23 protein-coding genes and 1 pseudogene are annotated in these 22935 nt (G+C 70.9%); 10 read left to right on the top strand and 14 right to left on the bottom strand.

Annotated elements, in window-relative coordinates:
* From ABD067_RS06945 to ABD067_RS06960, 4 genes are all read left to right on the top strand, one after another.
* A partial coding sequence (locus ABD067_RS06945; RefSeq protein ID WP_343894477.1) for an ATP phosphoribosyltransferase regulatory subunit occupies window positions 1-385 on the top strand: 385 nt, incomplete at its 5' end.
* Window positions 386-403: 18 nt separating this feature from the next.
* Window positions 404-1699: an adenylosuccinate synthase gene (locus ABD067_RS06950; RefSeq protein WP_343894478.1), complete on the top strand. Its 1296-nt coding sequence runs from the start codon at window positions 404-406 to the stop codon at window positions 1697-1699.
* Between the two features lie 17 nt (window positions 1700-1716).
* Complete coding sequence (locus ABD067_RS06955) at window positions 1717-2016, top strand: hypothetical protein (RefSeq protein ID WP_343894479.1); 300 nt, start codon at window positions 1717-1719, stop codon at window positions 2014-2016.
* A 13-nt stretch (window positions 2017-2029) separates the two neighbouring features.
* Window positions 2030-2518 carry a CinA family protein gene (locus tag ABD067_RS06960; protein ID WP_343894480.1) on the top strand — a complete coding sequence of 163 codons (489 nt, stop codon included), beginning with the start codon at window positions 2030-2032 and terminating at the stop codon, window positions 2516-2518.
* On the opposite strand, the gene ABD067_RS06965 is transcribed toward ABD067_RS06960, so the two are convergent.
* Window positions 2515-2838: a hypothetical protein gene (locus ABD067_RS06965; protein ID WP_343894481.1), complete on the bottom strand. Its 324-nt coding sequence runs from the start codon at window positions 2836-2838 to the stop codon at window positions 2515-2517. The genes ABD067_RS06960 and ABD067_RS06965 overlap by 4 nt on opposite strands.
* 121 nt (window positions 2839-2959) lie before the next feature.
* Here ABD067_RS06965 and ABD067_RS06970 point away from each other — a divergent pair.
* Window positions 2960-4717: pseudogene (locus ABD067_RS06970) on the top strand (L-lactate permease).
* A gap of 10 nt (window positions 4718-4727) precedes the next feature.
* On the opposite strand, the gene ABD067_RS06975 reads toward ABD067_RS06970, so the two are convergent.
* Both ABD067_RS06975 and ABD067_RS06980 read right to left on the bottom strand, forming a co-directional pair.
* Entirely contained in the window at window positions 4728-5150 is a 423-nt protein-coding gene (locus tag ABD067_RS06975) for an NfeD family protein (protein WP_343894482.1), read from the bottom strand.
* 3 nt (window positions 5151-5153) lie between these two features.
* A complete protein-coding gene (locus ABD067_RS06980; RefSeq protein ID WP_343894483.1) occupies window positions 5154-6149 on the bottom strand; it encodes an SPFH domain-containing protein in 996 nt (331 codons plus the stop codon).
* 105 nt (window positions 6150-6254) lie between these two features.
* Between ABD067_RS06980 and ABD067_RS06985 the strand changes: the two genes are divergently transcribed.
* Both ABD067_RS06985 and ABD067_RS06990 read left to right on the top strand, forming a co-directional pair.
* Window positions 6255-7037 carry an SDR family oxidoreductase gene (locus tag ABD067_RS06985; protein ID WP_343894484.1) on the top strand — a complete coding sequence of 261 codons (783 nt, stop codon included), beginning with the start codon at window positions 6255-6257 and terminating at the stop codon, window positions 7035-7037.
* Between the two features lie 11 nt (window positions 7038-7048).
* The gene (locus tag ABD067_RS06990) at window positions 7049-7492 is read left to right on the top strand and encodes a MaoC family dehydratase (protein ID WP_343894485.1); all 444 of its coding nucleotides are present in this window, start codon (window positions 7049-7051) and stop codon (window positions 7490-7492) included.
* A 25-nt stretch (window positions 7493-7517) separates the two neighbouring features.
* Here ABD067_RS06990 and ABD067_RS06995 read toward each other — a convergent pair whose 3' ends face one another.
* From ABD067_RS06995 to ABD067_RS07045, 11 genes are all read right to left on the bottom strand, one after another.
* Entirely contained in the window at window positions 7518-8507 is a 990-nt protein-coding gene (locus ABD067_RS06995) for a branched-chain amino acid ABC transporter permease (RefSeq protein WP_343894486.1), read from the bottom strand.
* 5 nt (window positions 8508-8512) lie between these two features.
* Window positions 8513-9397 carry a branched-chain amino acid ABC transporter permease gene (locus ABD067_RS07000; protein ID WP_343894487.1) on the bottom strand — a complete coding sequence of 295 codons (885 nt, stop codon included), beginning with the start codon at window positions 9395-9397 and terminating at the stop codon, window positions 8513-8515.
* Between the two features lie 21 nt (window positions 9398-9418).
* Window positions 9419-10663 carry an ABC transporter substrate-binding protein gene (locus tag ABD067_RS07005; RefSeq protein ID WP_343894488.1) on the bottom strand — a complete coding sequence of 415 codons (1245 nt, stop codon included), beginning with the start codon at window positions 10661-10663 and terminating at the stop codon, window positions 9419-9421.
* Window positions 10660-11895, bottom strand: coding sequence for an ABC transporter substrate-binding protein (locus tag ABD067_RS07010; RefSeq protein ID WP_343894489.1), 1236 nt, complete (start codon window positions 11893-11895; stop codon window positions 10660-10662). Before ABD067_RS07010 ends, ABD067_RS07005 begins: the two co-directional genes overlap by 4 nt.
* A gap of 31 nt (window positions 11896-11926) precedes the next feature.
* Window positions 11927-13171, bottom strand: coding sequence for an ABC transporter substrate-binding protein (locus ABD067_RS07015; protein WP_343894490.1), 1245 nt, complete (start codon window positions 13169-13171; stop codon window positions 11927-11929).
* Between the two features lie 35 nt (window positions 13172-13206).
* The gene (locus ABD067_RS07020) at window positions 13207-13950 is read right to left on the bottom strand and encodes an ABC transporter ATP-binding protein (protein WP_343894561.1); all 744 of its coding nucleotides are present in this window, start codon (window positions 13948-13950) and stop codon (window positions 13207-13209) included.
* A 4-nt stretch (window positions 13951-13954) separates the two neighbouring features.
* Complete coding sequence (locus tag ABD067_RS07025) at window positions 13955-14725, bottom strand: ABC transporter ATP-binding protein (protein ID WP_343894491.1); 771 nt, start codon at window positions 14723-14725, stop codon at window positions 13955-13957.
* A gap of 182 nt (window positions 14726-14907) precedes the next feature.
* Window positions 14908-16134, bottom strand: coding sequence for an ABC transporter substrate-binding protein (locus ABD067_RS07030; protein ID WP_343894492.1), 1227 nt, complete (start codon window positions 16132-16134; stop codon window positions 14908-14910).
* Complete coding sequence (locus ABD067_RS07035; RefSeq protein ID WP_343894493.1) at window positions 16134-17282, bottom strand: acyl-CoA dehydrogenase family protein; 1149 nt, start codon at window positions 17280-17282, stop codon at window positions 16134-16136. The genes ABD067_RS07030 and ABD067_RS07035 overlap by 1 nt, the downstream gene beginning before the upstream one ends.
* Before the next feature lie 6 nt (window positions 17283-17288).
* Complete coding sequence (locus ABD067_RS07040; RefSeq protein ID WP_343894494.1) at window positions 17289-18491, bottom strand: acyl-CoA dehydrogenase family protein; 1203 nt, start codon at window positions 18489-18491, stop codon at window positions 17289-17291.
* Window positions 18492-18519: 28 nt separating this feature from the next.
* Window positions 18520-20616, bottom strand: coding sequence for a 3-hydroxyacyl-CoA dehydrogenase NAD-binding domain-containing protein (locus tag ABD067_RS07045; protein WP_343894495.1), 2097 nt, complete (start codon window positions 20614-20616; stop codon window positions 18520-18522).
* Window positions 20617-20790: 174 nt separating this feature from the next.
* Here ABD067_RS07045 and ABD067_RS07050 point away from each other — a divergent pair, with 174 nt between their 5' ends.
* The 3 genes from ABD067_RS07050 (at window position 20791) to murA (ending at window position 22925) form a co-directional block, all read left to right on the top strand.
* Window positions 20791-21000: a hypothetical protein gene (locus tag ABD067_RS07050; RefSeq protein ID WP_343894496.1), complete on the top strand. Its 210-nt coding sequence runs from the start codon at window positions 20791-20793 to the stop codon at window positions 20998-21000.
* A 99-nt stretch (window positions 21001-21099) separates the two neighbouring features.
* Window positions 21100-21654: a dCTP deaminase gene (gene dcd / locus ABD067_RS07055; RefSeq protein WP_343894497.1), complete on the top strand. Its 555-nt coding sequence runs from the start codon at window positions 21100-21102 to the stop codon at window positions 21652-21654.
* 11 nt (window positions 21655-21665) lie between these two features.
* Window positions 21666-22925 carry a UDP-N-acetylglucosamine 1-carboxyvinyltransferase gene (gene murA, locus ABD067_RS07060; RefSeq protein ID WP_343894499.1) on the top strand — a complete coding sequence of 420 codons (1260 nt, stop codon included), beginning with the start codon at window positions 21666-21668 and terminating at the stop codon, window positions 22923-22925.
* Window positions 22926-22935 lie beyond the last annotated feature (10 nt).

Consider the following 22935-nt stretch of genomic DNA (forward strand, 5'->3'; position numbering starts at 1 on the left):
GCGCGCCCGCGCGCCGGGCCTCCGGGTCACGCTCGACCCGGTGGAGTTCCGCGGCCTGCGCTACCACGTCGGCGTCGCCTTCACCCTGTACGGGCCGGGGGGCACCGGCGAGCTGGCGCGCGGCGGGCGCTACATGTCGCCGGGCGACGAGCCCTCCACCGGCATGACGCTGTACCCGAACGCCGTGCTGCGCGGCGCCCCGGCCCCGGCGGCGCGGCCACGCCTCTTCGTGCCGGTCGACAGCCCGGACGACGCGGTCCGGGCGTTGCGGCGCGAAGGCTTCGCCACCGTGGCCGCGCTTTCGGCGGCCGACACGCCGGAGCGGCTGCGCTGCACCCACGCCTTGCGCGACGGCCGCGCCGTGCCGCTCGCCGCGCGGACGTAGAAGAGAAGGTCCAGGAGCATGGCGAACGTCGCCGTCATCGGCGCGCAATGGGGCGACGAGGGCAAGGGCAAGGTGGTGGACTGGCTCGCCAGCCGCGCCGAGATCGTGGTGCGCTTCCAGGGCGGGCACAACGCCGGGCACACGCTCGTCGTGGGGGACCAGACCTACAAGCTGAGCCTGCTCCCCTCCGGCCTGGTGCGCGGCAAGCTGGGCATCATCGGCAACGGCGTGGTGCTCGATCCGCAGGCGCTGCTGGACGAGATCGACCGCGTGGCCGCGCAGGGGCTCAAGGTGACGCCGGACACGCTGCGGATCGCCGAGAACACGCCATTGATCCTGCCTGTCCACCCGGCGCTGGACCGGGCGCGGGAGGCGGCGCGCGGCGCGGGGGCGATCGGCACCACCGGGCGCGGGATCGGCCCCGCTTACGAGGACAAGGTGGCGCGGCGCGCGATCCGCCTTTGCGACCTGGCGGAGCCGGACACGTTTTCGGCCAAGCTGGACGAGTTGCTGCTGCACCACAACACGCTGCTCCGCGGCCTCGGCGCGCCCGAATTCGCCAAGGACGAGTTGCTGTCCCTGCTGAACGGCTGGGCGCCGCGGCTGCTACCCTTCGCCGAAGCGGTCTGGGAGCGGCTGGACGAGGCGCGCCGCGCGAACGCCCGCGTGCTGTTCGAAGGCGCGCAGGCGGTGATGCTGGACGTGGACCACGGCACCTACCCGTTCGTCACTTCCTCCAACACGGTGGCTGGCAGCGCGGCGGCGGGCGCGGGCATCGGGCCGGACGCCATCGGCACCGTGCTCGGCATTGCCAAGGCTTACACCACGCGCGTCGGCAGCGGCCCCTTCCCCACCGAGCTGCACGACGAGGTGGGCCGGGGTTTGGGCGACCGCGGGCGCGAGTTCGGCACCGTGACCGGCCGCCGGCGCCGTTGCGGCTGGTTCGACGCCTGCATGGTGCGGCAGGCGGTGAAGCTCGGCGGCATCCAGGGCCTCGCGCTGACCAAGCTCGACGTGCTGGACGGGATGCCGCAACTGCGCGTCTGCACCGGTTACCGGATCGGGAGCCGCGGCGAGGTGGTGCGCCGCTTGCCGGCGGCGTCCGGCGCGCAGGCCGCGGCCGAGCCGGTCTACGAGGAGATGGAAGGCTGGAGCGGCTCCACGCGCGGCGCCCGCTCCTACGCCGACCTGCCGGCGGCGGCCGTGAAGTACGTCCGCCGCATCGAGGAGTTGGTCGAGGCGCCGGTGGTGCTGCTCTCGACCAGCCCCGAGCGCGACGACACCATCAGCCTGCGCGATCCCTTCGCCGATTGAGCCGGAACCCGCCCGCCATGCGCCTCGCCGCAGCCCTCGCCGCTTCCGTCGGCCTCGCCGCGCCCGCCCTGGCCGAGAAGGCCTGCTTCATCTCCTACAGCGGGTTCGAGGAGAAGATCGCCCACCTCGACATCGAGATCTGCCCCGGCGCGCCGATGAAGCCCGAGGAGGGCTTCTGCCGCATCGGCCTCGATGGCGGCGCGGTGCTGATCTACACCTTCCGCCACACGGACGCGGAGCCTTGCCTAGCGCGGGTGGACCGGTACGAGTTCAACGATTTCGTCGGCCGCTTCGGCGCCACCTACGACAAGCCCTGAAAGGGCCGCGGCCTTGGAGACGTTGCTGCCGCTCGCGGAAAAGGCCGCCGCGCTGCTCAAGCCGCGCAACGAGACGGTCGCCGTGGCGGAATCCTCGGCCGGCGGGCTGGTGTGCGCGGCCCTGCTCGCGGTACCGGGCGCCTCGGCCTACTTCCGGGGCGGGGTCGTGGCCTACACGCGCGAGTCACGGCGCGTGCTGCTCGGCTTGTCGGACGCGGCGCTGGACGGTGTGCCGCCCAACTCCGAGCCGCTGGCGTCGCTGCTCGCGGAGGCGGCGCGGGACCAGCTCGGAACGGTTTGGGGGCTCGGCGAAACCGGCGCCGCCGGGCCGACCGGGAACCGCTATGGCCACCCGGCAGGGCGCGCCTGCCTCGCCGTGGCGGGTCCGGGGGGTTCACGCAGCGCCGCCTTGGAGAACGGCAGCGCCGACAGGCCGGCCAACATGCGCCTGTTCGGCGCGGAGCTCCTACGGTTGTTGATCGGGGCTTTGGAAGCCGCCTAAGGCCCGGGCCGCCGGGCCACCACGAAAGGCGGGAGATTGCCGCCGTTGCGGGCGCGCAGCCGGCGCAGCCGCCACCAGATCGAAACGAAGGCCACCAGCCCGGCGCCGATGGCGACCGGCAAGAGCAGGCCGAGCAGCACGAAGGCGAGCGCCACGACGACCAGGCCGCCGGCGGCGACCGCCAGCAGCAAGGCAGCGCCACCGACCCGGGCGAGCGCCCGGTCGAGCCAGCCCTTCGGCGCCGCGGGTTCGCGGAAGCCGCCCTCGGGCGTCATGTCCAATATGGGCGGGCCAGGCCGCCAGCGCCGGTCGTGGTCCATGGGTCCCAAATTGCCCCGCGGTGGAGCGCCTTCAAGCCCGGCGCGGGCCCGGCGCGGAACGACGTACTCTGCTCGCCGTTTTTCAAGCCTGCACAGCGGACGAGGGGAGCGGCGCGGCATGATGCCTTGGAACCAGAATTACGACCCTCTCGGCTCCATCCTGCTTTCCGCGCTGGTGGCGGCGCTGCCGGTGGCCACCATGCTGGTGGCGTTGGCCTTCCTGCACGTAAAGGCGCACATCGCCGCCATCGCGGCGCTCGCGGTGGCCTTCGTCACGGCCGCCTTCGTCTTCGGCATGCCCTTCGGCCTCGCGGCCCGGGCGGCCGGCTACGGCATCGCCTACGGCCTGTTCCCGATCGGCTGGATCGTGCTGAACATCATCTTCCTGTAACGGCTGACGGTGGAGCACGGCAGCTTCCGCACGCTGCAGGAAAGCATCGCGGGCATCACCCCGGACCGGCGGTTGCAGCTCCTGCTCATCGCCTTCGCCTTCGGCGCCTTCTTCGAGGGCGCGGCCGGCTTCGGCACGCCGGTCGCCGTGACGGCGGCGGTGCTGATCGGCCTCGGCTTCTCGCCGCTCGCAGCCTCCGGCCTGTCGCTCATCGCCAATACCGCGCCGGTCGCTTACGGCGCGCTGGGGACGCCGGTGATCGCGCTGGCGGCCGTGACCGGGCTGGACCTGCTGGACCTCTCGGCCATGATCGGGCGGCAGTTGCCGTTCTTCTCGCTGATCGTGCCCTTCTGGCTGATCTGGGCCTTCGCCGGGTTCCGCGGCATGGCGGAGATCTGGCCGGCCATCCTGGTCACGGGCGTCACCTTCGCGGTGCCGCAGTTCCTCGTCTCCAACTACCACGGGCCCTGGCTGGTGGACGTGATCGCGGCGCTGGTGTCCATGGCCTGCCTGATCGGCTTCTTGCGCGTCTGGCGGCCGGCGTAAATCTGGACCAGCCCGAGCCTGCGCGGGCACGAGGAGAAGGAACTGGCGACCGCGCGGGGCAGTGGCCCCAGCGGCGCGGGGGCGGCGGCCGGCCTGGCGCGGGAGGTGCCGGAGGAGATCGCCGTCACCGCCGTCGGCCGGGATGGCGCGGCCGTGGCGACTACGGTGGCCGATGGCGAGCCGGTCTGGAAGGCTTGGGTGCTCTGGCTGATCCTGACCGTCTTCGTCTTCCTTTGGGGCCTGCCGCAGGTGAAGACGGCCCTGAACGCCCTGTTCAACGCCAACTACACCTTCGAGGGCCTGCACCGCATGATCGTCAAGGTGCCGCCGGTGGTGGCGGCGCCGACGCCGGAGGCGGCGGTGTACGCCTTCAACATCCTGTCCATGACCGGGACGGGCATCCTGCTGTCGGCGATACTGGCCGGGGTGGTGATGGGCTTCGGGCCGGTGGCGCTGGTGCGCGAGTACGGCCGCACCATTTGGAAGGTGCGCTACTCGCTGCTGACCATCGCGGCCATGCTGGGACTCGGCTACCTGACCCGGTACTCCGGCCTCGACGCCAGCATGGGCCTGGCCTTCGCGCAGACCGGGGTGCTCTACCCGCTCTTCGGCACGCTGCTCGGCTGGCTCGGCGTGGCGCTGACCGGCTCCGACACCGCCTCCAACGTCCTGTTCGGCGGCTTGCAGAAGATCACGGCGCAGCAGATCGGGCTGTCGCCGGTGCTGATGGCGGCGGCGAACTCCTCGGGTGGCGTGATGGGCAAGATGATCGACGCGCAGTCCATCGTGGTCGCCTCCACCGCCACCAACTGGTTCGGCCACGAGGGCGACATCCTGCGCTACGTCTTCTTCCACTCCATCGCGCTCGCGGTGCTGGTGGGGCTGCTGGTGACCTTGCAGGCCTACGTGCCGCCCTTCACCGGCCTCGTGATCCACGGATGAGGCCGCGCCCCTACTCGGGGCGCACGATGAGGGTGGTGCCGTCCACGCCCTCCACCCGCACCGGCACCGGCCCTTCCGGCACGCGCTGGTCGCGCGGCAGCCGGGCGGGCCAGTCGGAGTCGCCCACGCGGACGCGCAGGCCCGGGCCTTCGCCGGGAAGCAGCGTGCCGGTGCGGCCGATCAAGCCGGAGCCGGGCGTGTTCACCGTCGGCCTGGGGCGCTTCGAGCGGCGGCCCAGGCCGAACCAAACGCCGCCGGCAAGCAGCGCCAGGAAGAACAGCACGGCCGCCCCGAAGCCCGGCGTGGCCACCAGCAGCAGGGCGCCGGTGCCGATGGCGGCGAGGCCGACCCAGAGCAGGAACACGCCGGGCAGGACGAGTTCGGCCACCAGCAGCAGCAGCCCGGCCAGGATCCAGATCAGCCCCGGTTCCAAGGCTCAGACTCCCGGCAGGCTGCTTGTCGCCGGCGGCGGCGTGCGCGGCGGCCGTGGAGCTTCGCTCGCCGGCCGGCCCTCCGCGGCGCCGCCGCCGCCGGCGCGCAGCAGTTCCAGGGCCCCGGTGATGCCGCCGGCGAGCGCGCTCGCCTCCACCGGCACCACCACGAGCTTGCTGGTCGGGTTGGACGCCAGCCCCTCGAACGCCTTCACGTACTTGTCGGCGATGAAGTAGCGGAGCGCCGCTTCGCCCGCGCCCGCGGCGGCCTGGGCGACCATCTCGGTCGCGCGCGCCTCGGCTTCCGCAAGCCTTTCGCGCGCTTCGGCGTCGCGGAGCGCCGCCTGCTGGCGGCCTTCGGCGGCCAGGATCAGCGCCTGCTTCTCGCCTTCGGCGCGCTGGATGGCGGCGGCGCGGTCGCCTTCCGCCCGCATCACCGTGGCGCGGCGCTCGCGCTCGGCGGTCATCTGGAGGTTCATGGCGCGGACGAGGTTCTCCGGCGGCTCCACCTTGCGGATCTCGACGCGGCCGACCTTGACGCCCCAGGGATCGGTGGCGCCGTCCAGCGTGACCAGGAGGTTGGTGTTGATGCGTTCCCGCCCGCTCAGCGTCGCGTCCAGGTCCATCTCGCCGATCACGGAGCGGATGTTGGTCATGGCCAGGGCCGCCAGCGCGCCGGTGAGGTCCTGCACCTGGTAGGCCGCCTTGGCCGCGTCCATCACGCGGTAGTAGACGATGCCGTCCACGGCCACCGTGGCGTTGTCGCGGGTGATGACGGACTGCTCGGGGATGTCGAGCACCACCTCTTGCACGTTCATCTTGCGGCCGACGGTGTCGACGTAGGGGATGATGAGGTTCAGCCCCGGTTGCAGCAGCCGGGTGAAGGCGCCGAACCGCTCCACCGTCCACACCCAGCCCTGCGGCACCGTCTTGATGCCCTTCCAGGCGGTGACGACGCCGAGCAGCAGCAGGACGAGGAAGATCACGGTCCCGGTGGTCATGGTCGCTCCGCTGCGGTTCCGGCACGACCATACCACGGCCGTGGCCGGTTCCGGCACCGCCCGCGGCGCCCTAGTCTCGCGCGGCAGGTGGCAGGGAGGGACGCGATGCAGGGCAGCAAGACGCCGCTGACGGTGCGGCTGGACGGATTGCGGGTGGCGGTCAGCGCCGGAGCGGCCGGAATCGGCCGGGTGATGGCGGACAGCTTCACCGCCTGCGGCGCGCGGGTGTTCCTGTGCGACGTGGACCGCGAGGCGCTCGCCGCTTGCCCCCACCCGTCCGTGTTCGCGGACGTGGAAACGCCCGAGGGCTGCGACGCCTTCATGGACGCGGCGCTGTCGCACCTCGGCGGGCTGGACGCGCTGCTCAACAACGCCGGCATCGCCGGGCCGACGGCGCGGGTGGAGGACGTGGCGCCGGATGCGCTCTCTCGCACGTTGAAGATAGATTTGGAGGCGATGTTCCACTGCGCGCGCCGCGCCGTGCCGGCGCTGCGGGAGGCTGGCGGCGGCAGCATCGTCAATCTCTCCTCCGCGGCCGGGCGCTTCGGCTTCCCTCTGCGCAGCCCCTACGCCGCGGCGAAGTGGGGCGTGGTCGGCTTCACCAAGTCGCTCGCCATCGAGGTGGGCCCGGACGGCATCCGGGTGAACGCCATCCTCCCCGGTCTGGTGGAGGGCGACCGCATCCGGCGCGTGATCGAGGCCAAGGCGCAGGCCCGGGGCGTCTCCTTCAAGGAGCAGGAGACGGAGTCGCTACGGAACGTCTCGCTCCGCTGCTACGTGACGCAGCAGGACATCGCCAACATGGCGCTGTACCTGTGCAGCCCCTTCGGCGCCACGGTCAGCGGGCAGGCGCTGGCGGTGGACGGCGACACGCAATCCCTGGTGTAGGAGGCGCCGCCTTGGAGCCCATCCGGTCTTTCGACGAACTGTCCGTCGGCCAGGAGTTCCGCTTCGGAACCATGGCCATGCCGCTGGACGAGGTGCTCGACTTCGCGCGGCGCTGGGACCCGCAGCCCTTCCACACGGACGAGGCGCGGGCGCGCGAGAGCCCCTACGGCGGGCTGATCGCCAGCGGCATCCACACCCTCGCCGCCGCCTTCGGCCACATGCTCCGGACCGGCTTCGTCGAGCAGGTCTCGATGGGCGGCACGGGCCTGGAGGTGCGCTGGCCGGCGCCGGTGCGGCCGGGCGACGAGATCGCCGTTTCCGGCCGGGTGGAGGAGCTGACGCCGAGCCGGAGCCGCCCCGACCGCGGGGCGGTGAAGGTCCGCTACACCGGCACACGCGTTTCGGACGGCGCGGTCGTGATCGAGATAACCGCGACGCACATCTTCAAGCGGTGAGCGGGGCGGGGCGCCCTACCCCGCCTTAAAGTTTGACCTTCAGCAGGTTGCCCAGCTCGCCGATGATGCCGCGGCGGAAGGCGAGCACGCAGGCCACGAAGATCACGCCCTGGATCACCGTCACCCAAGCGCCGAGCTCGGCGAGGTAGTTCTGCATGGTGACGATCACCGCGGCGCCGATCACCGGGCCGAACACCGTGCCCAGGCCGCCTACCAGGGTCATCAGCACAACCTCGCCACTCATGGACCAGTGGACGTCGGTCAGCGTGGCGATGCCGAAGACGAGCGACTTGGTGGCGCCCGCCACGCCGGCGATGGCGGACGACAGGATGAAGGCGATCAGCTTGTAGTCGTCCGTCCTGTAGCCCAGCGAGGTGGTGCGCGGCTCGTTCTCACGGATGGCCTTCAGCACCTGGCCGAAGGGCGAGTGGACGATGCGGTGGATCAGCAGGAAGCCCGCCAGGAAGATGCCCGCGACGAACCAGTACATGCTCATGTCTTCGTCGAGCGGCACCGCGCCGAGGAGGTTGCCGCGCGGGATCGCCTGGATGCCGTCCTCGCCGCCGGTGAACGGCGCCTGGACGCAGAAAAAGTAGACCATCTGCGCCAAAGCCAAGGTGATCATGGCGAAGTAGATGCCCTGCCGGCGGATGGCGACCCAGCCGAAGGCCGCGCCGAGCAGGCCGGCGACGGCGCCGCCGCCCAGGATGGCGAGTTCCGGCGACAGGCCCATGCTCTTCGCCGCGTACCCGGCGATGTAGCCGCCCATGCCGAAATAGGCGGCGTGGCCGAAGGACAGCAGCCCGACGTAGCCGATGAGCAGGTTGAAGGCCAAGGCGAACAGGGCGAAGCAGAGCAGCTTCATCAGGAAGACGGGGTAGAGAACGAAGGGCGCCACGGCCAGGAACACGACCATGACGACCAACGCGCCCAACTGCGCCCGCGAGAAGCCCCAAACGCCCTCCTCGGACCTGGGGGCGGGCAGCGCGCCCGCGGTGATGGCGGTGTCGGACATGGGGCTCAAGCCCTCCCGAACAGGCCCGCTGGGCGCGCCAGCAGGACGATGACCATGATGACGAAGATCACGGTGGCGGAGGCCTCGGGGTAGAAGACCTTGGTCAGCCCCTCGACGATGCCCAGGCCGAAGCCGGTCAGCACCGCGCCGAGGATGGAACCCATGCCGCCGATCACCACCACCGCGAAGACCACGATGATGAGGTTCGAGCCCATCTGCGGGTTCACCGAGTAGATGGGCGCCGCCAGCACGCCGCCGAGCGCGGCCAGCGCCACACCCGCGCCGTAGGTGAGCGTGACCATGCGCGGCACGTTCACCCCGAAGGCCTGCACGAGGGGCGCGTTCTCCGTCGCCGCCCGCAGGTAGGCGCCGAGTCGGGTCTTCTCGATGACCAGCCAGGTGGCGAGGCAGGCGACCAGCGCGAAGATCACCACCCAGCCCCGGTACACCGGCATGAACATGAAGCCGAGGTCCCACGACCCGGACAGCTCGGGCGGGATGCGGTAGGGCAGGCCGGAGGAGCCGAACTGGTTGCGGAACACCCCTTCGATCACCAGCGCCAAGCCGAAGGTGAGCAGCAGGCCATAGAGGTGGTCCAGCTTGTAGAGGCGGCTGATGAACAGCTTCTCCAACAAGACGCCGAACGCGCCGACGATGAAGGGCGCGAGGAGCAGCGCCCACCAGTAGCCGAGGTCCAGCCAGGTCAGCAGCATCCAAGCCACGAAGGCGCCCATCATGAACAGCGCGCCGTGGGCCATGTTGACGATGTTGAGCAGGCCGAAGATCACCGCCAGCCCGAGCGAGAGCATGGCGTAGAAGGCGCCGTTGATGAGGCCGAGCAGCAACTGCCCGAAGAGCAGCGGCAGCGGTATGCCGAAAATCTCGCCCATGGTGTCCGTCGGTCCTTCCGGTCAGCTCCGTACGAGGGGGCAGCCGCCCTCGGCCAACGGGCGGAACGCCTCCTCGGCCGGGGTCGTGCCCACGACCTTCAGGTAGTCCCACTGCCCGCGCGACTCCTCGGGCTTCTTCACCTCGAAGAGATAGGTCGGGTGGATCTTGCGCCCGTCCTCGCGGATGCGCCCCTGGCCGAAGGCGTCGTCGTCGGTCGGCATGGCCTTCATGCGAGCCACCGCGGCGCGGCCGTCGGCCTTGGCCTGCGCGGCGCCCATGTCGGCCACCGCCTTGAGGTAGTGCAGCGCCACGCCGTAGCAGCCGGCCTGCACCTGGGCGGGCATGGCTTGGCCCGGCATGCGCGGGCGCACGCGCTCGGCGAAGGCGCGGGTGCGGTCGTTGAGGTCCCAGTAGAACGGCTCGGTCAGGACCAAGCCCTGCGCGGTCGGCAGGCCGAGCGAATGCACCTCCATGAAGGAGAGCAGCAGGCCGGCCACCTTCATGTTCCGCGTGAGCCCGAACTCGCGCGCCTGCTTGATGCAAGTGGCGGCGTCCGTGCCCGCGTTGGCGAGGCCGAGTACCTTCGCGCGGCTGGCCTGGGCCTGGAGCAGGAAGGCCGAAAAGTCGGTGGTCGCCGGGAACGGGTAGCGCGCGGCGCCAAGCACCTTGCCGCCGGCGGCCTCGACGAAGCGGGAGGTGTCGCGCTGGAGGGCGTGGCCGAACGCGTAGTCGGCGGTGATGAAGAACCAAGTGTCGCCGCCGGCCTTGGCGAGCGCGGCGCCGGTGCCCTTGGCCAGCATGTAGGTGTCGTAGGTGAAGTGGATGGTGTTCGGGCTGCACGCCGGCCCGGTCAGGTCGGAGGTGGCGGCGCCCGAGTTCAGGAACACCTTGTTCTTCTCGCGCGCGATGCCGTTGATCGCCAGCGCCACCGACGAGGTCGGCACGTCCACGATCGCGTCCACGCCCTGGTCGTACCACTGCCGGGCGATGTTGGCGCCGACGTCGGGCTTGTTCTGGTGGTCCGCCTGGAGGATCTCGACCGTGAGGCCCCGGTTCGCCATCTCCGCCGCAGCCTGCTGCGTGCAGGCGGCGCTCCCCGGCCCGGTGGGGTCGCGGTAGGGGCCGGACATGTCGGTGAGCACGCCGAGGCGGATGGTGTTGCCGCCGGGGGCTTGGGCCCTCGCCGGGACGCCCGGGCCGAGCAAGGCGAGGCCCCCCGCGGCGAGCAGGCCCCGGCGGCCGATGTCGCCGGGCGCGCCCATCATGAACGCACCAGGGAGCAGCCGCCCTCGTTGATCGGGCGGAAGGCTTCGTCGGCGAGCGTGGTCTGGAGCAGCTTCAGGTAATCCCAGGGGCCCTTCGCCTCATCCGGCTTCTTCACCTCGAACAGGTAGGCCGGCACCAAGCGCCGCCCGTCCGGGCGGATGGTGCCGGGGCCGAAGGCGTCGTCGTCGATGGGCATGGCCTTCATGCGGTTGATGACCTCGGTGCCCGACGCCTTGGCGGCCGGGAGGCCCATGTCCTGCACCGCTTTCAGATAGTGCAGCACGGCGGAGTAGTTGCCGGCCGTGACCATGTTCGGGGGCTGGTTGCCGGTGAGTCGGGAGCGGACACGCTGGGTCAGCGCCCGCGTACGGTCGTTGAGGTCCCAGTAGAAGCTCTCGGTCATGACCAAGCCCTGCGCGGTCTGGAGGCCGAGCCCGTGCACGTCGTCGATGAACATCAGCAACGCCGCGATCTTGGTGCCGCGCCGCGTGATGCCGAACTCGGCCGCCTGCTTGATGCAGTTGGTGGTGTCCTGCCCTGCGTTGGCCAAGCCGATCACCTTGGCGCGGCTGGACTGCGCCTGCACCAGGAAGGAGGAGAAGTCCGAGGTGCCCGGGAACGGCGTCCGCACCCCGCCCAGCACCTTGCCGCCCGCCGCCTTGACGAAGTTGGTGGTGTCGCGCTCCAGAGCATGGCCGAAGGCGTAGTCGGCGGTGAGGAAGAACCAACTGTCTCCACCCGCCTTCACCATGGCGCCGCCGGTGGACTTCGCCAGCATGTAGGTGTCGTACACCCAATGCGCGGTGGTCGGCGCGCATTGGGCGCCGGTCAGGTCCGAAGACGCCGCGCCGACGTTGATGTACGCCTTGTTCTTCTCGCGGGCGACGCCGGCCACCGCCAAGCCGACGGAGGAGGTCGGCACGTCGAGCACCATGTCCACGCCCTGGTCGTACCACTGCCGGGCGACGTTGGAGCCGACGTCCGGCTTGTTCTGGTGGTCGGCGCGGAGCACTTCCACCGTGAAGCCGCGGGCGTTGAACTCGGCCGCGGCGGCTTGGGCCATCGCCACGCCGTTGACGCCGCCGATGTGGCTGTAGAGGCCGGACTGGTCGTTCAGGACGCCGATCCGGATGGTGTTGGACGCCTGCGCCCGCCCGAGGCGGGGCGCGGACTGCATGGCGGCCGCGCCGATGCCGGCCGCGGCGATCAGGTTGCGACGGGTCATCGGCATCGGCGTGTTCCTCCCTTTGGCCGCGGCGGCGTCAGCTACGGACGAGCGGGCAGCCGCCCTCAGCGACCGGCCGGAAGGCCTCGTCCGCCGCGGTGGTCTGCAAGAGCTTGTAGTAGTCCCAAGGCCCCTTGGACTCTTCGGGCTTCTTCACCTCGAAGAGGTAGGCGGGGTGGATCTTGCGCCCGTCCTCGCGGATGCGCCCCTGGCCGAAGCAGTCGTCGTCCGTCGGCATCGCCTTCATGCGGGCGACCGCGTCCGTGCCGGAGGCCTTGGCTGCCTGCGCGCCCATGTCGGCCGCCGCCTTGAGGTAGTGCAGCACGGAGGCGTAGCAGCCGGCGTGCGACATGGCCGGCATGTTGCCGCCGAGCCCCCCGCGCACCTTGTTGGTGAAGGCGCGGGTGCGGTCGTTGAGGTCCCAGTAGAAGGTCTCTGTGCAAACCAAGCCCTGGGCCGTCTGGAGGCCCATGCCGTGGACGTCGTTGATGAACATCAGCAGCGCGGCGAGCTTGGTGCCGCGGCGTGTGATGCCGAACTCGGCGGCCTGCTTGACGCAGTTGATGGTGTCGCCGCCGGCGTTGGCGAGGCCGATCACCTTGGCCCGGCTCGCCTGCGCCTGGACCAGGAAGGAGGAGAAGTCCGTGGTGCCCGGGAAGGGGGTGCGCACCTGCCCGACGACGCGCCCGCCGGCGTTCCGCACGAAATTCGCCGTGTCGCGCTCCAGGGCGTGGCCGAAGGCGTAATCGGCGGTCAGGAAGAACCAGGTGTCGCCGCCAGCCTTCACCATGGCGCCGCCGGTGGACTTCGCCAGCATGTAGGTGTCGTAGGTCCAGTGCACCGTGTTGGGCGAGCACGCCGAGCCGGTGAGGTCGGCGGTGGCGGCGGTGGAGTTGAGGTAGACCTTGTTCTTCTCCCGGACGACGCCCGCGACCGCGAGCGCGACGGAGGAGGTCGGCACGTCCACGATCACGTCCACGCCGTCGCGGTCGAACCACTGGCGCGCGATGTTGGAGCCCACGTCCGGCTTGTTCTGGTGGTCGGCCGAGATCACCTCGACGTTCAGGTTGCCGCGGCCGGCCAAATCCTGGATCGCCTGCCGGACGCAGGCGACCGAGGTCGGCCCGGAGATGTCCCGGTAGAGGCCCGACTGGTCGTTGAGCACGCCGATCTTGATGGTGTTGGCCGCGCCTTGCGCGCGGGCGGCGCCGCTCCAGGGCAGCGCCGCGGCCGACGCGCCGGCCGCGGCGGTCTTGAGGAGGGTGCGGCGGTCGATGGTCATACGGGTGTCTTCCTCGTTCGTGCTGGGTGGCGCCGTCAGACGCCGAGGTACTCGTGCAGGCGGCCCAAGGACGCGGTCAATTCGCTGTTCGGCACCATGTCCACGACCCGCCCGTGCTCCATGACGTAGTGCCGGTCGGCGACGGTTTGGGCGAAGCGGAAGTTCTGCTCCACCAGCAAGACGGTGAATCCGCGCGCCTTGATTTCGCGGATGGTGCGGCCGATCTGCTGCACGATCACCGGCGCCAAGCCTTCCGTAGGCTCGTCCAGCAGCAGCAGCTTGGCCCCGGTGCGGAGGATGCGGGCGATGGCCAGCATCTGCTGCTCGCCGCCCGAGAGCTTGGTGCCGGGGCTGCGCGCCCGCTCCTTCAAGTTGGGGAAAAGCGCGTAGATGGTGTCGAGATCCAGCCCGCCCGGCTGCACCACGGGCGGCAGCATCAGGTTCTCGGTCACGTCCAGGGACGCGAAGATGCCCCGCTCCTCCGGGCAGAAGGCGATGCCAGCGCGGGCGATGCGGTCCGAGCGGTCGTTGATCGTCTCGCGGCCCTCGTAGCGGACGCTGCCGCTACGCCGCCCGACCAGGCCCATGATGGCGCGCAGCGTGGTGGTCTTGCCGGCGCCGTTGCGCCCGAGCAGCGTCACCACTTCGCCCGGCGCGATCTCCAGCCCGACGCCGTGCAGGATGTGGCTTTCGCCGTACCAGGCTTCGAGGTTGGACACCTCAAGGAGCGCTTTACCGCCGCCGGCCGGCGACGGGCCGCCGCTCCGCCCGTTCGGCATCCCATCAGCCATGCGCCGCGGCTCCTTCGGCCTCGCTGCCCAGGTAGGCGGTGACCACCTCGGGGTTCCGGGACACGCTGGCGTAATCCCCCTCGGCCAGCACCTTGCCGCGCGCGAGGACGGTGATGGTGTCGCACAGGCCGGAGACCACCTTGAGGTTGTGCTCCACCAGCAGCACGGTCCGACCCGCCGAAACACGCTTCACCAGAGCGACGATGCGGTCCACGTCCTCGTGCGTCATCCCGGCGGTGGGCTCGTCGAGCAGCATCATCACCGGATCGAGCGCCAGGGTGGTGGCGATCTCCAACGCCCGCTTGCGGCCGTAGGGCAACTCGCCGGCGGTCAGGTCCGCGTAGCCGTTGAGGCCGACGTCGTCGAGCAAGGCCCTGGCCCGGTCGTCGTACTGCCGCAGCAGCGTTTCCGACCGCCAGAAGTCGAAGGAGCCGCCGCGCTGCCGTTGCAGGGCCAGCCGCACATTCTCCAGCACGGAAAGGTGCGGGAAGACGGCCGATATCTGGAAGGAGCGCACGAGCCCGAGCCGAGCGACCTGCGCCGGCTTCATGCCGGTGATGTCCCGCCCGTCGTAGCGGATGGTGCCCCGGGTCGGGGGCAGGAACTTCGTCAGGAGATTGAAGCAGGTGGTCTTGCCGGCGCCGTTAGGCCCGATCAGCCCGTGGATGCTGCCGCGCCGGACCCGGAGCGAGACGTCGCTCACCGCGACGAATCCCAGGAACTCCTTGGTCAGCCCGGCCGTCTCCAGGATGATGTCATCCACCTGGCACGCTCTCCCGATCTCGCCCCGCCTGCGGCCCGTCCGAGGCCGTCGTTGCGGCTAGGTATGGCCGTCTCGCCTATGGGGCGCAAGGGAGCGTCCGGGCAAACAAAAGAGATCGGGCGGGCCGCTCCGGGCCGGTGCGCCCCTGGGCAGAGCCGCCGGGCACGGCCCGGCGCTCCGGTTCAGGCCTGGGGGCGGAGTTGGCGCACCACCTCGTCGGGCGGGAGGTGGTCGCGCCCGTCGGCGTAGCGCCAATCGGCCATGGCGCCCCGGCCGTCGCGGAGCACGGTGCGGCCGACGAACGCGCCCATGGTGGACTGGTGGTCGATCGCCCGGAACTCGACTTCGCCGAAGACGCCGTCGAACTTGAGGCCGCGCATGGCGGCAACCATGGCGTCGGTGCCGGTGCCGTTCGCGCGCCGGAGCATGGCGGCGACGGCCCGTACCGTGTCGTACCCGACCACGCTGCCGAGCCGGGGATGGTCGTTCCAGCGTCGGCGGTAGGCGTCGCGGAAGGCGGCGTGCGCCGGCGTTTCGAGCTGGTCATGGGGGTAGCCTGTGACGATCCAGTCCTCCGGCGCCTCGTCCAGCATGGGGAGGAGGTACTCCGGCTCGCCGGTCAGGAGCGAGACGACGCGGCGGCGCTCGAACAAGGCGCGGGTGGCCGCTTGGCGCACGAAGTTGGTGAGGTCCGCGCCGAAGGTGACGTTGAAAATGGCATCCGGATTGGCGGCCGCGAGCGCTTGCACCGTCGCGCCGGCGTCGATGCGTCCGAGGGCCGGGAACTGTTCGGCCACGAACTGCGCGTCCGGCCGCGCGCGGCCGAGCAGCTCCTTGAACCAGCGCGCGGCGGATTGGCCGTACTCGTAGTTGGGCGCCACCACGGCCCAGCGCTTGGCCGGCAGCTTGGCCGCCTCTTCGACCAGCATGGCGCATTGCATGTAGGTGCTAGGGCGCAGGCGGAAGGTGTAGCGGTTGCCGCGCGACCAGACGAGCGCGTCGGTCAGCGGCTCGCTCGCCACGTACAGCCGGCGGCGCTGGTCGGCGAACTCGGAGACGGCCAGGCCGACGTTGGAGAAGAAGCCGCCCGCGAGCAGGGCGACGCGCTCCTCGCCCACCAGTTCGCCCGCCATCCGCACGGCATCCTCCGGCCGGCCGGCGTCGTCGCGGAACACCGTCTCGATCAGCCGGCCGTCGATGCCGCCGGCGGCGTTGATCTGCTCCTGCGCCAGCATCCAGGCATTGCGGTACGGCTGGAGGAAAGCCGGTTGCGCGGTGTAGCTGTTGATTTCCCCGATGCGGATCGGCCCGCCCTGGGGCCGCGCGAGGCGGGGCGCCGCGAGGGCGGCCGCTCCCGCGGCCGCCACGACGACGGCCCGCCGGCCGGTGCGGTGGCCGGCGCGCGGCATTACGCCGCGAGCGCCCCGCCGGCCTCCGCCAGCGCCCGCACGTGGTGGTCCGCGTCGCCGAAGGTGGCGTCGTTGACCGTGAGGCGCTTGAAGTAGTGGCCGGCGGCGTACTCCATCGTCACCGCGATGCCGCCGTGGAGCTGGATCGCCTGCTGGCCCACGAAGCGGGCGGACCGGCCGATCTGCACCTTCACCGCCGCCATGGCCTTGCGCCGCTCCGCCGCGTCCGGCTCCTCCGCCGACATGGCCGCGAAGTAGGCCATGGAGCGCGCCTGTTCGAGCTGCACCAGCATGTCGGCGGCGCGGTGCTGCAAGGCCTGGAAGCTGCCGATGGGCCGGCCGAACTGCTGCCGCGTCTTCATGTAGTCGACGGTCATGTTGTGGGCCACTTCCATGGCGCCCACGGCTTCCGCCGCGAGCGCGGCGATGGCCTCGTCCACCACGCGGTCCACGAGCGGCAGGCCGTCCGCCGGGTCGCCGAGCACGGCGCCGCCGTCCACCCGCACGCCGGACAGCTCGACTTCAGCGGCGCGCTGCCCGTCCACCGTGCGGTAGCCGCGACGGGTGACGCCTTGGGCGCCCGCGTCCACCACGAACACGCCGATGCCCCGGTGGTCGCGCCGCTCGCCGGCGGTGCGCGCCGTGACCACGAGTTTGTCGGCGCTGTCGCCGTGCAGGACCATGCCCTTGCGGCCGTCCAGCACCCAGCAGGAGCCGTCGCGCCGGGCGGTGCTCGCCACGTCGTGCAGGTCGTAGCGCGACTGCCGCTCGGTGTGGGCGAAGGCCATCAGCAGCTCGCCCGCTACCATCTTGGGCGCGAATTCCGCGCGCAGCGCGTCGTTGCCGCCGTGGCGGAGGAAGCCGCCGCCGAGTACCATGGTCGGCAACCAGGGTTCGAGCGTGATGGCGCGGCCCATCTGCTCCGCGACCAGCATGGTCTCGACCGGGCCGCCGCCGAAGCCGCCCTCCTCCTCCGAGAAGGGCAGCCCGAGCAGGCCGAGCTCGGCGTAGCTGGACCACATCTCGCGGCTCCAGCCTTCCGGCGCCTTCATGTACTCCTTGCGCTGCTCGAAGCCGTAGCGGTCGGCGAGCAGCCGGGCCAAGCTGTCTTGGAGGAGCCGCTGCTCCTCCGTCAGGTCGAAGTCCATGGCGGTTCAGAGCCCCAAGAACGCTTTGGCCATGATGTTGCGCTGGATCTCGTTGGACCCGCCGTAGATCGACTGCTTGCGCCAGTTGAAGTAGACGCCGGCGAGGCCGAAGGCCCAGTCGGGCGCCACGTCCACCTCGTTCGCGCCCTCCGCGTCCGGATCGCCGTCCACCCAGGCGTAAGGGCCGGCGGCCTTCATCAGCAGCTCGGAGCACATCTGCTGGATCTCCGTGCCCTTGATCTTGAGCACCGAGGTCGCCGGGTCCGGCTTCTTGTCCTTGCGCTTGGCCTCGGAGGCGATGACGCGCATCACCGTCATCTCCAGCGCCTTCAGCTCGACCTCGATCTCCGCGACCTTGCGGGCGAAGTCGGGGTCTTGCATCAGCGGCTTTCCGCCATCCATGGACTCGGTCGAGGCGATGGCCCTGAGCCGGCGGATGCGCTCGCGGCTGGCGCCGACCCGGGCCTGGCCGAAGCGCTCGTTGCCGAGCAGGAACTTGGCGCAGTCCCAGCCGCGGTTCTCCTCGCCGATCAACTGGTCCGCCGGCACCTTCACGTCGTCGAAGAAGACCTCGTTGACCTCGTGCCCGCCCTCGATGGTGATGATCGGCCGCACGGTGATGCCCGGCGAGCGCATGTCGGCCACCAGGAAGGAGATGCCCTCCTGCTTCTTCGCGTTCGGGTCCGTGCGCGCCAGCAGGAAGATCCAGTCGGCGTGCTGCGCGAGCGTGGTCCAGGTCTTCTGGCCGTTGACGACGTAGTGGTCGCCCTCGCGCACCGCCCGCGTCTTGAGGCCGGCGAGGTCGGAGCCGGCGCCGGGCTCGGAGAAGCCCTGGCACCACCAATCGTCCAGGTTCGCCATGCGCGGCAGGAAGCGCTTCTTCTGCTCCTCCGTGCCGAACTCGATGATCACCGGGCCGCACATGTTGGTGTTGAAGGCGAGCGGCTGCGGCGCCGGCGCCTGCTGCAACTCCTCCCGGAAGATGTAGCGCTGGCCGAGCGTCCAGTTCGGGCCGCCCCATTCTTGCGGCCACTCGGGCACCGCCCAGCCCTTGGCGTTCAGCTTGCGCTGCCAGTCCACGACCATGTCCTTGGTCGGGCTCTTGCCGGCGACCATGCGCTCGCGCGTCTCGGCCGGCAGCTCGCGGGCGATGAAGTCGCGCACCTCCTGCCGGAAGGCGCGCTCGGCGTCGTTGAAGCGGAGTTCCATGGCGTCCTCTCGGATGTCGGTGGGCGCGTCAGGCCGCCTGGGCCGGCGCCTTCATGGTGGCGAAGCTGCCGCCCTCGGCGGCGAGGCGTTCGATCAGCGGCGCCGGGCGCAGGTTGGGGTCGCCCGTGGCTTCGGCGTAGTGCGCCAGCTTGTCGCGCACCTGCTCGAGGCCGAGGCTGTCGGCCCAGAACATCGGGCCGCCCCGCCAAGCGGGCCAGCCGAAGCCGTTCACGAACACCACGTCGATGTCCACCGGCCGCGCAGCGATGCCCTCCTCCAGGATGCGCGCGCCCTCGTTCACCATCGGCAGCAGCAGCCGCTCCAGGATTTCGGAGTCCTCGATCTTGCGCCGCCGCACCTGCATCTTCTCGGCGACGTCGAGGATGATCTTTTCCACTTCGGGGTCCGGTTGCCGCTTGCGGTTCTCGTCGTAGCGGTAGTAGCCGGCCCCGGTCTTCTGGCCGAAGCGCCCCTTGGCGACGATGGCGTCGGCGATCGGAGCGACGGTGCCGCGCGCCTTGCGCACCGCCGCGCCGATGTCGAGCCCGGCGAGGTCGCCGGTGGCGAGCGGGCCCATGGCCATGCCGTAGGCCTCCATCACCCGGTCGATGTCCTGCGGCAGGGCGCCTTCCAGCAGCAGCTTCTCCACCTGCGGGCCGCGCTTGCCGGTCATGCGGTTGCCGACGAAGCCGTCGCAGTTGCCCACAACGACGTTGAGCTTGCCGATGCGCTTGCCGACGTCCATCGCGGTGGCGAGCGTCTGCGCGCTGGTCTTGGCGCCGCGCACGATCTCCAGGAGCCGCATGACGTTGGCCGGGCTGAAGAAGTGCATCCCGCAGACCAGTTCCGGCCGCGACGTCGCGGAGGCGATCTCGTCGATGTCCAAAGTCGAGGTGTTGGAGGCGAGGACGGCGCCCGGCCGCGCGACCTTGTCGAGCCGGCCGAAGATCTCTTTCTTCACCGCCATGTCCTCGAACACAGCCTCGACCACGAGGTCGGCCTCGCGCACGGCGGCGTCGAAGTCGGTGGAGCCCTTCAGCAGGGCCGAGCGGCGCTCCATCTCCTCCGGCTTAAGGCGGCCGCTGTCCACCGTGCGCTGCCAGTTGGCGCGGCAGCGGTTCAGCCCCTTCCCCAACGCTTCGGCGCTGGTCTCCACCATCGTCACCGGCAGGCCGAAGTTGGCCGCGCTCATGGCGATGCCGCCGCCCATGGTGCCACCGCCGATCACCACCAAGCGCTGCACGGGCAGCGGCTTGGTGTCCGCCGGCACGCCGGGCACGCGCTGCGCTTCCCGCTCGCCGAAGAAGACGTGCCGCAGCGCCTTGGACTGCTCGCCGGAGACGAGTGTCTGGAACAGGTCCCGCTCGCGCTTCAGCCCCTCCTCGAAGGGCAGGGTGAAGGCGGCGCGCACCGCCTCGACGCAGCCCTTGGGGCTTTCCTGCCCGCGGCTGCGCGCCAAAAGCTTCTGCGCCGCGGCGTCGAAGGCGGCCATGCCCTGGCCCTGGATCTTGTCCGTGCGGTCCCGCGCCAATGCGAAGCGCCGCCCGGACGCCGCAGCGTCCCGCGCCCAGGCAACCGCCGCCTTCTCGAGTTCGCCTTGCAGCACCGCGTCCACGAAGCCCAGGCGTTGCGCCTCCTCCGCCGTGACCGGCTCCCCGCTCACTATCATCCGCAGCGCTTCGAGGCCGATCAGCCGCGGCAGGCGTTGGGTACCGCCGGCGCCGGGCACGAAGCCGCGCTTCACCTCCGGCAAGCCGAGTTGCCCGCCCGGCGAGGCGACCCGGGCGTGGCAGGCGAGCGCCAACTCAAGCCCGCCGCCCAGCGCGTTGCCATGGATGGCGGCGACAACCGGCGCGTCCGACGCCTCGATCGCGTCGAACACGTCCGGGAGCGAGGGCGGCTGCCGCGGCTTGCCGAACTCGGTCATCTCGGCGCCGGCGCTGAAGCCGCGGCCGGAACCGATCAGCACGACCGCCCGCGCCCCGGCCTTCTGCGCCGCCCGCAGACCGTCGAGCAGCCCGGCGCGGACCTCCGTGCGGAGCGTGTTCACCGGCGGGTTGGCGATGCGGAGGACGTGCACATCGCCGTCCACGGCGTGTTCGACGAAGCCCGACCCTTCGGCCATGGCGATCTCCTCCGTGGTTGATTGTCAGCGGCCGCGGCTGTTGCGCCGCATCCTCCGTCCGCGCCGCCTGGCCGTCAACCGAGGGGCCCGGCGCCCCCCGGCGCGTCGCGGCGACCGTTGGACGCGCCCGTCCCGGCGCTTACCGTCACGAGGCGAAAGGAGGAGGACCGACTGATGGACCGGCGCGCAACGCGGGAACCCGCCCGTTCTGACGACGTGCCGGCCGCCGATCGGCGCGCGGCCGACCGGGAAGCACGGCTCGCCGCGGCCCTGCGGGCCAACCTGCGGCGGCGGAAGGCGCAGTCGCGCGCGCGCCAGGACGCGCCGGAGGACGGCCCGCGCTCCGGAGCGTCCTCCGATGCTGACGAGGGCGGCGGGACCTAACGCTTTGGTTGCGACGAGAGCAGCGGTACGCTAGACGAAAGGGCGGAAGGGCAGGCCCGGCAGAGGGGTATCCGCGCCCCGCGTCCCGGAAGTGCCGCCATGCCCATCATGCCCGACCACTGGATACGCCGCATGGCGGCCGAGAAGGGCATGATCGAGCCCTTCGTGGAGCGCCAGCAACGCCAGGGCGTGATCAGCTACGGCCTGTCCTCCTACGGCTACGACGCCCGCGTATCCGACGAGTTCAAGATCTTCACCAACGTCGACAACGCGGTGGTGGACCCGAAGAACTTCTCCGAATCCGGGTTCGTTACGCGCAAGACTGATGTCTGCATCGTACCGCCCAACTCCTTCGCCTTGGCGCACACCACCGAGTACTTCCGCATCCCGCGGGACGTGCTGGTGATCTGCTTGGGCAAATCGACCTACGCCCGTTGCGGGCTGATCGTGAACGTCACTCCCCTGGAACCGGAATGGGAAGGGCAGGTGACGATCGAGATTTCCAACACCACCCCCCTGCCCGCCCGCATCTACGCCAACGAGGGTATCTGCCAATTCCTGTTCTTGAAGGGCGACTCGCCGCCGGAAGTCAGCTACGCCGACCGGGCGGGCAAATACATGCACCAGCGCGGCGTCGCGCTGCCGAAGCTGTAGCGACGCCGGCCATGGACCGCATCCGCATCCGCGGCGGCCGGCCGCTCACCGGGACCATCCCGGTCAGCGGCGCCAAGAACGCGGCCTTGCCGCTGATGGCGGCGGCGCTCCTCTCCGACGGGCCATTGCGCCTGGGAAACGTCCCGGACTTGGCGGACGTGGCGACCATGGGCGCCCTGCTGCGGCACCACGGACTGTCCGTGGACCACGACAAGCGCGAGCGGACCATCACCCTCGCCGGCGCCGCCAACGACCTCGAAGCCCCCTATGACATCGTCCGGAGGATGCGCGCCTCGGTGCTCGTGCTCGGACCGCTGCTGGCCCGGCACGGCGAGGCCAAGGTCAGCCTCCCCGGCGGCTGCGCCATCGGCACCCGGCCGGTGGATCTGCACCTCAAGGCGCTGGAGCAACTCGGCGCCGCGATCGAGTTGGAGAGCGGCTACATCCACGCCAAGGCGCCGCGAGGCCTCAGGGGCGCGACCGTCATCTTCCCGCAGGTCTCCGTCGGGGCCACCGAAAACCTGCTGATGGCGGCGACCTTGGCCGAAGGCGAAACCATCCTGGTGAACGCCGCCCGCGAGCCGGAGATCGCCGACCTGGCCATGTGCCTGATGCGCATGGGCGCCCGAATCGAAGGCATCGGCACCGACCGCTTGAGGATCGAGGGCGTCCGCGCCCTCACCGGCGCCACGCACCGCATCGTTCCCGACCGCATCGAGGCCGGCACCTATGCCTGCGCCGCCGCCGTCACCGGCGGGTCCGTGCTGCTGGAGGGCGCCCGCATGGAGCACCTCGGCGCGGTGGTCCGCACCTTGCGGGACGCCGGGGTGGAGGTGGCCGAACGGCCGGAGGGCTTGCGCGTCAGCCGCAGGAACGGGCTCTCGGGCACGGACGCCATGACCGAGCCTTTCCCGGGCTTCGCCACCGACATGCAGGCGCAGTTCATGGCCTTGATGTGCGTCGCGGAGGGCGCCTCGATGATCACCGAAACGATTTTCGAGAACCGCTTCATGCACGTGCCCGAGCTGATGCGGATGGGAGCGCGCATCAACTACCACGGCGCCAGCGCCATCGTCCGCGGGGTGCCGCGCCTGTCCGGCGCGCCGGTGATGGCCACGGACCTGCGCGCCTCGGTCTCGCTGGTGCTCGCCGGCCTCGCCGCCGAAGGCGAAACCATCGTCAACCGGGTGTACCACCTCGACCGGGGCTACGAGCGGGTGGAGGCCAAGCTCGCCGCCGTCGGCGCGAACATCGAACGGCTGTCCGGCTGACATGGAAGTG

The organism is Craurococcus roseus (genome assembly GCF_039523795.1).
Taxonomy (GTDB): Bacteria; Pseudomonadota; Alphaproteobacteria; order Acetobacterales; family Acetobacteraceae; genus Craurococcus; species Craurococcus roseus.

Bases quoted from the DNA above. Each gene is read 5' to 3' on its own strand.
- ABD067_RS06950 (WP_343894478.1), top strand. From the start codon at position 404: ATGGCGAACGTCGCCGTCATCGGCGCGCAATGGGGCGACGAGGGCAAG.
- ABD067_RS06955 (WP_343894479.1), top strand. From the start codon at position 1,717: ATGCGCCTCGCCGCAGCCCTCGCCGCTTCCGTCGGCCTCGCCGCGCCC.
- ABD067_RS06965 (WP_343894481.1), bottom strand. From the start codon at position 2,838: ATGGACCACGACCGGCGCTGGCGGCCTGGCCCGCCCATATTGGACATG.
- ABD067_RS06980 (WP_343894483.1), bottom strand. From the start codon at position 6,149: ATGACCACCGGGACCGTGATCTTCCTCGTCCTGCTGCTGCTCGGCGTC.
- ABD067_RS06985 (WP_343894484.1), top strand. From the start codon at position 6,255: ATGCAGGGCAGCAAGACGCCGCTGACGGTGCGGCTGGACGGATTGCGG.
- ABD067_RS06995 (WP_343894486.1), bottom strand. From the start codon at position 8,507: ATGTCCGACACCGCCATCACCGCGGGCGCGCTGCCCGCCCCCAGGTCC.
- ABD067_RS07000 (WP_343894487.1), bottom strand. From the start codon at position 9,397: ATGGGCGAGATTTTCGGCATACCGCTGCCGCTGCTCTTCGGGCAGTTG.
- ABD067_RS07005 (WP_343894488.1), bottom strand. From the start codon at position 10,663: ATGATGGGCGCGCCCGGCGACATCGGCCGCCGGGGCCTGCTCGCCGCG.
- ABD067_RS07010 (WP_343894489.1), bottom strand. From the start codon at position 11,895: ATGCCGATGACCCGTCGCAACCTGATCGCCGCGGCCGGCATCGGCGCG.
- ABD067_RS07015 (WP_343894490.1), bottom strand. From the start codon at position 13,171: ATGACCATCGACCGCCGCACCCTCCTCAAGACCGCCGCGGCCGGCGCG.
- ABD067_RS07020 (WP_343894561.1), bottom strand. From the start codon at position 13,950: ATGCCGAACGGGCGGAGCGGCGGCCCGTCGCCGGCCGGCGGCGGTAAA.
- ABD067_RS07030 (WP_343894492.1), bottom strand. From the start codon at position 16,134: ATGCCGCGCGCCGGCCACCGCACCGGCCGGCGGGCCGTCGTCGTGGCG.
- ABD067_RS07035 (WP_343894493.1), bottom strand. From the start codon at position 17,282: ATGGACTTCGACCTGACGGAGGAGCAGCGGCTCCTCCAAGACAGCTTG.
- ABD067_RS07040 (WP_343894494.1), bottom strand. From the start codon at position 18,491: ATGGAACTCCGCTTCAACGACGCCGAGCGCGCCTTCCGGCAGGAGGTG.
- ABD067_RS07045 (WP_343894495.1), bottom strand. From the start codon at position 20,616: ATGGCCGAAGGGTCGGGCTTCGTCGAACACGCCGTGGACGGCGATGTG.
- ABD067_RS07050 (WP_343894496.1), top strand. From the start codon at position 20,791: ATGGACCGGCGCGCAACGCGGGAACCCGCCCGTTCTGACGACGTGCCG.
- dcd (WP_343894497.1), top strand. From the start codon at position 21,100: ATGCCCATCATGCCCGACCACTGGATACGCCGCATGGCGGCCGAGAAG.
- murA (WP_343894499.1), top strand. From the start codon at position 21,666: ATGGACCGCATCCGCATCCGCGGCGGCCGGCCGCTCACCGGGACCATC.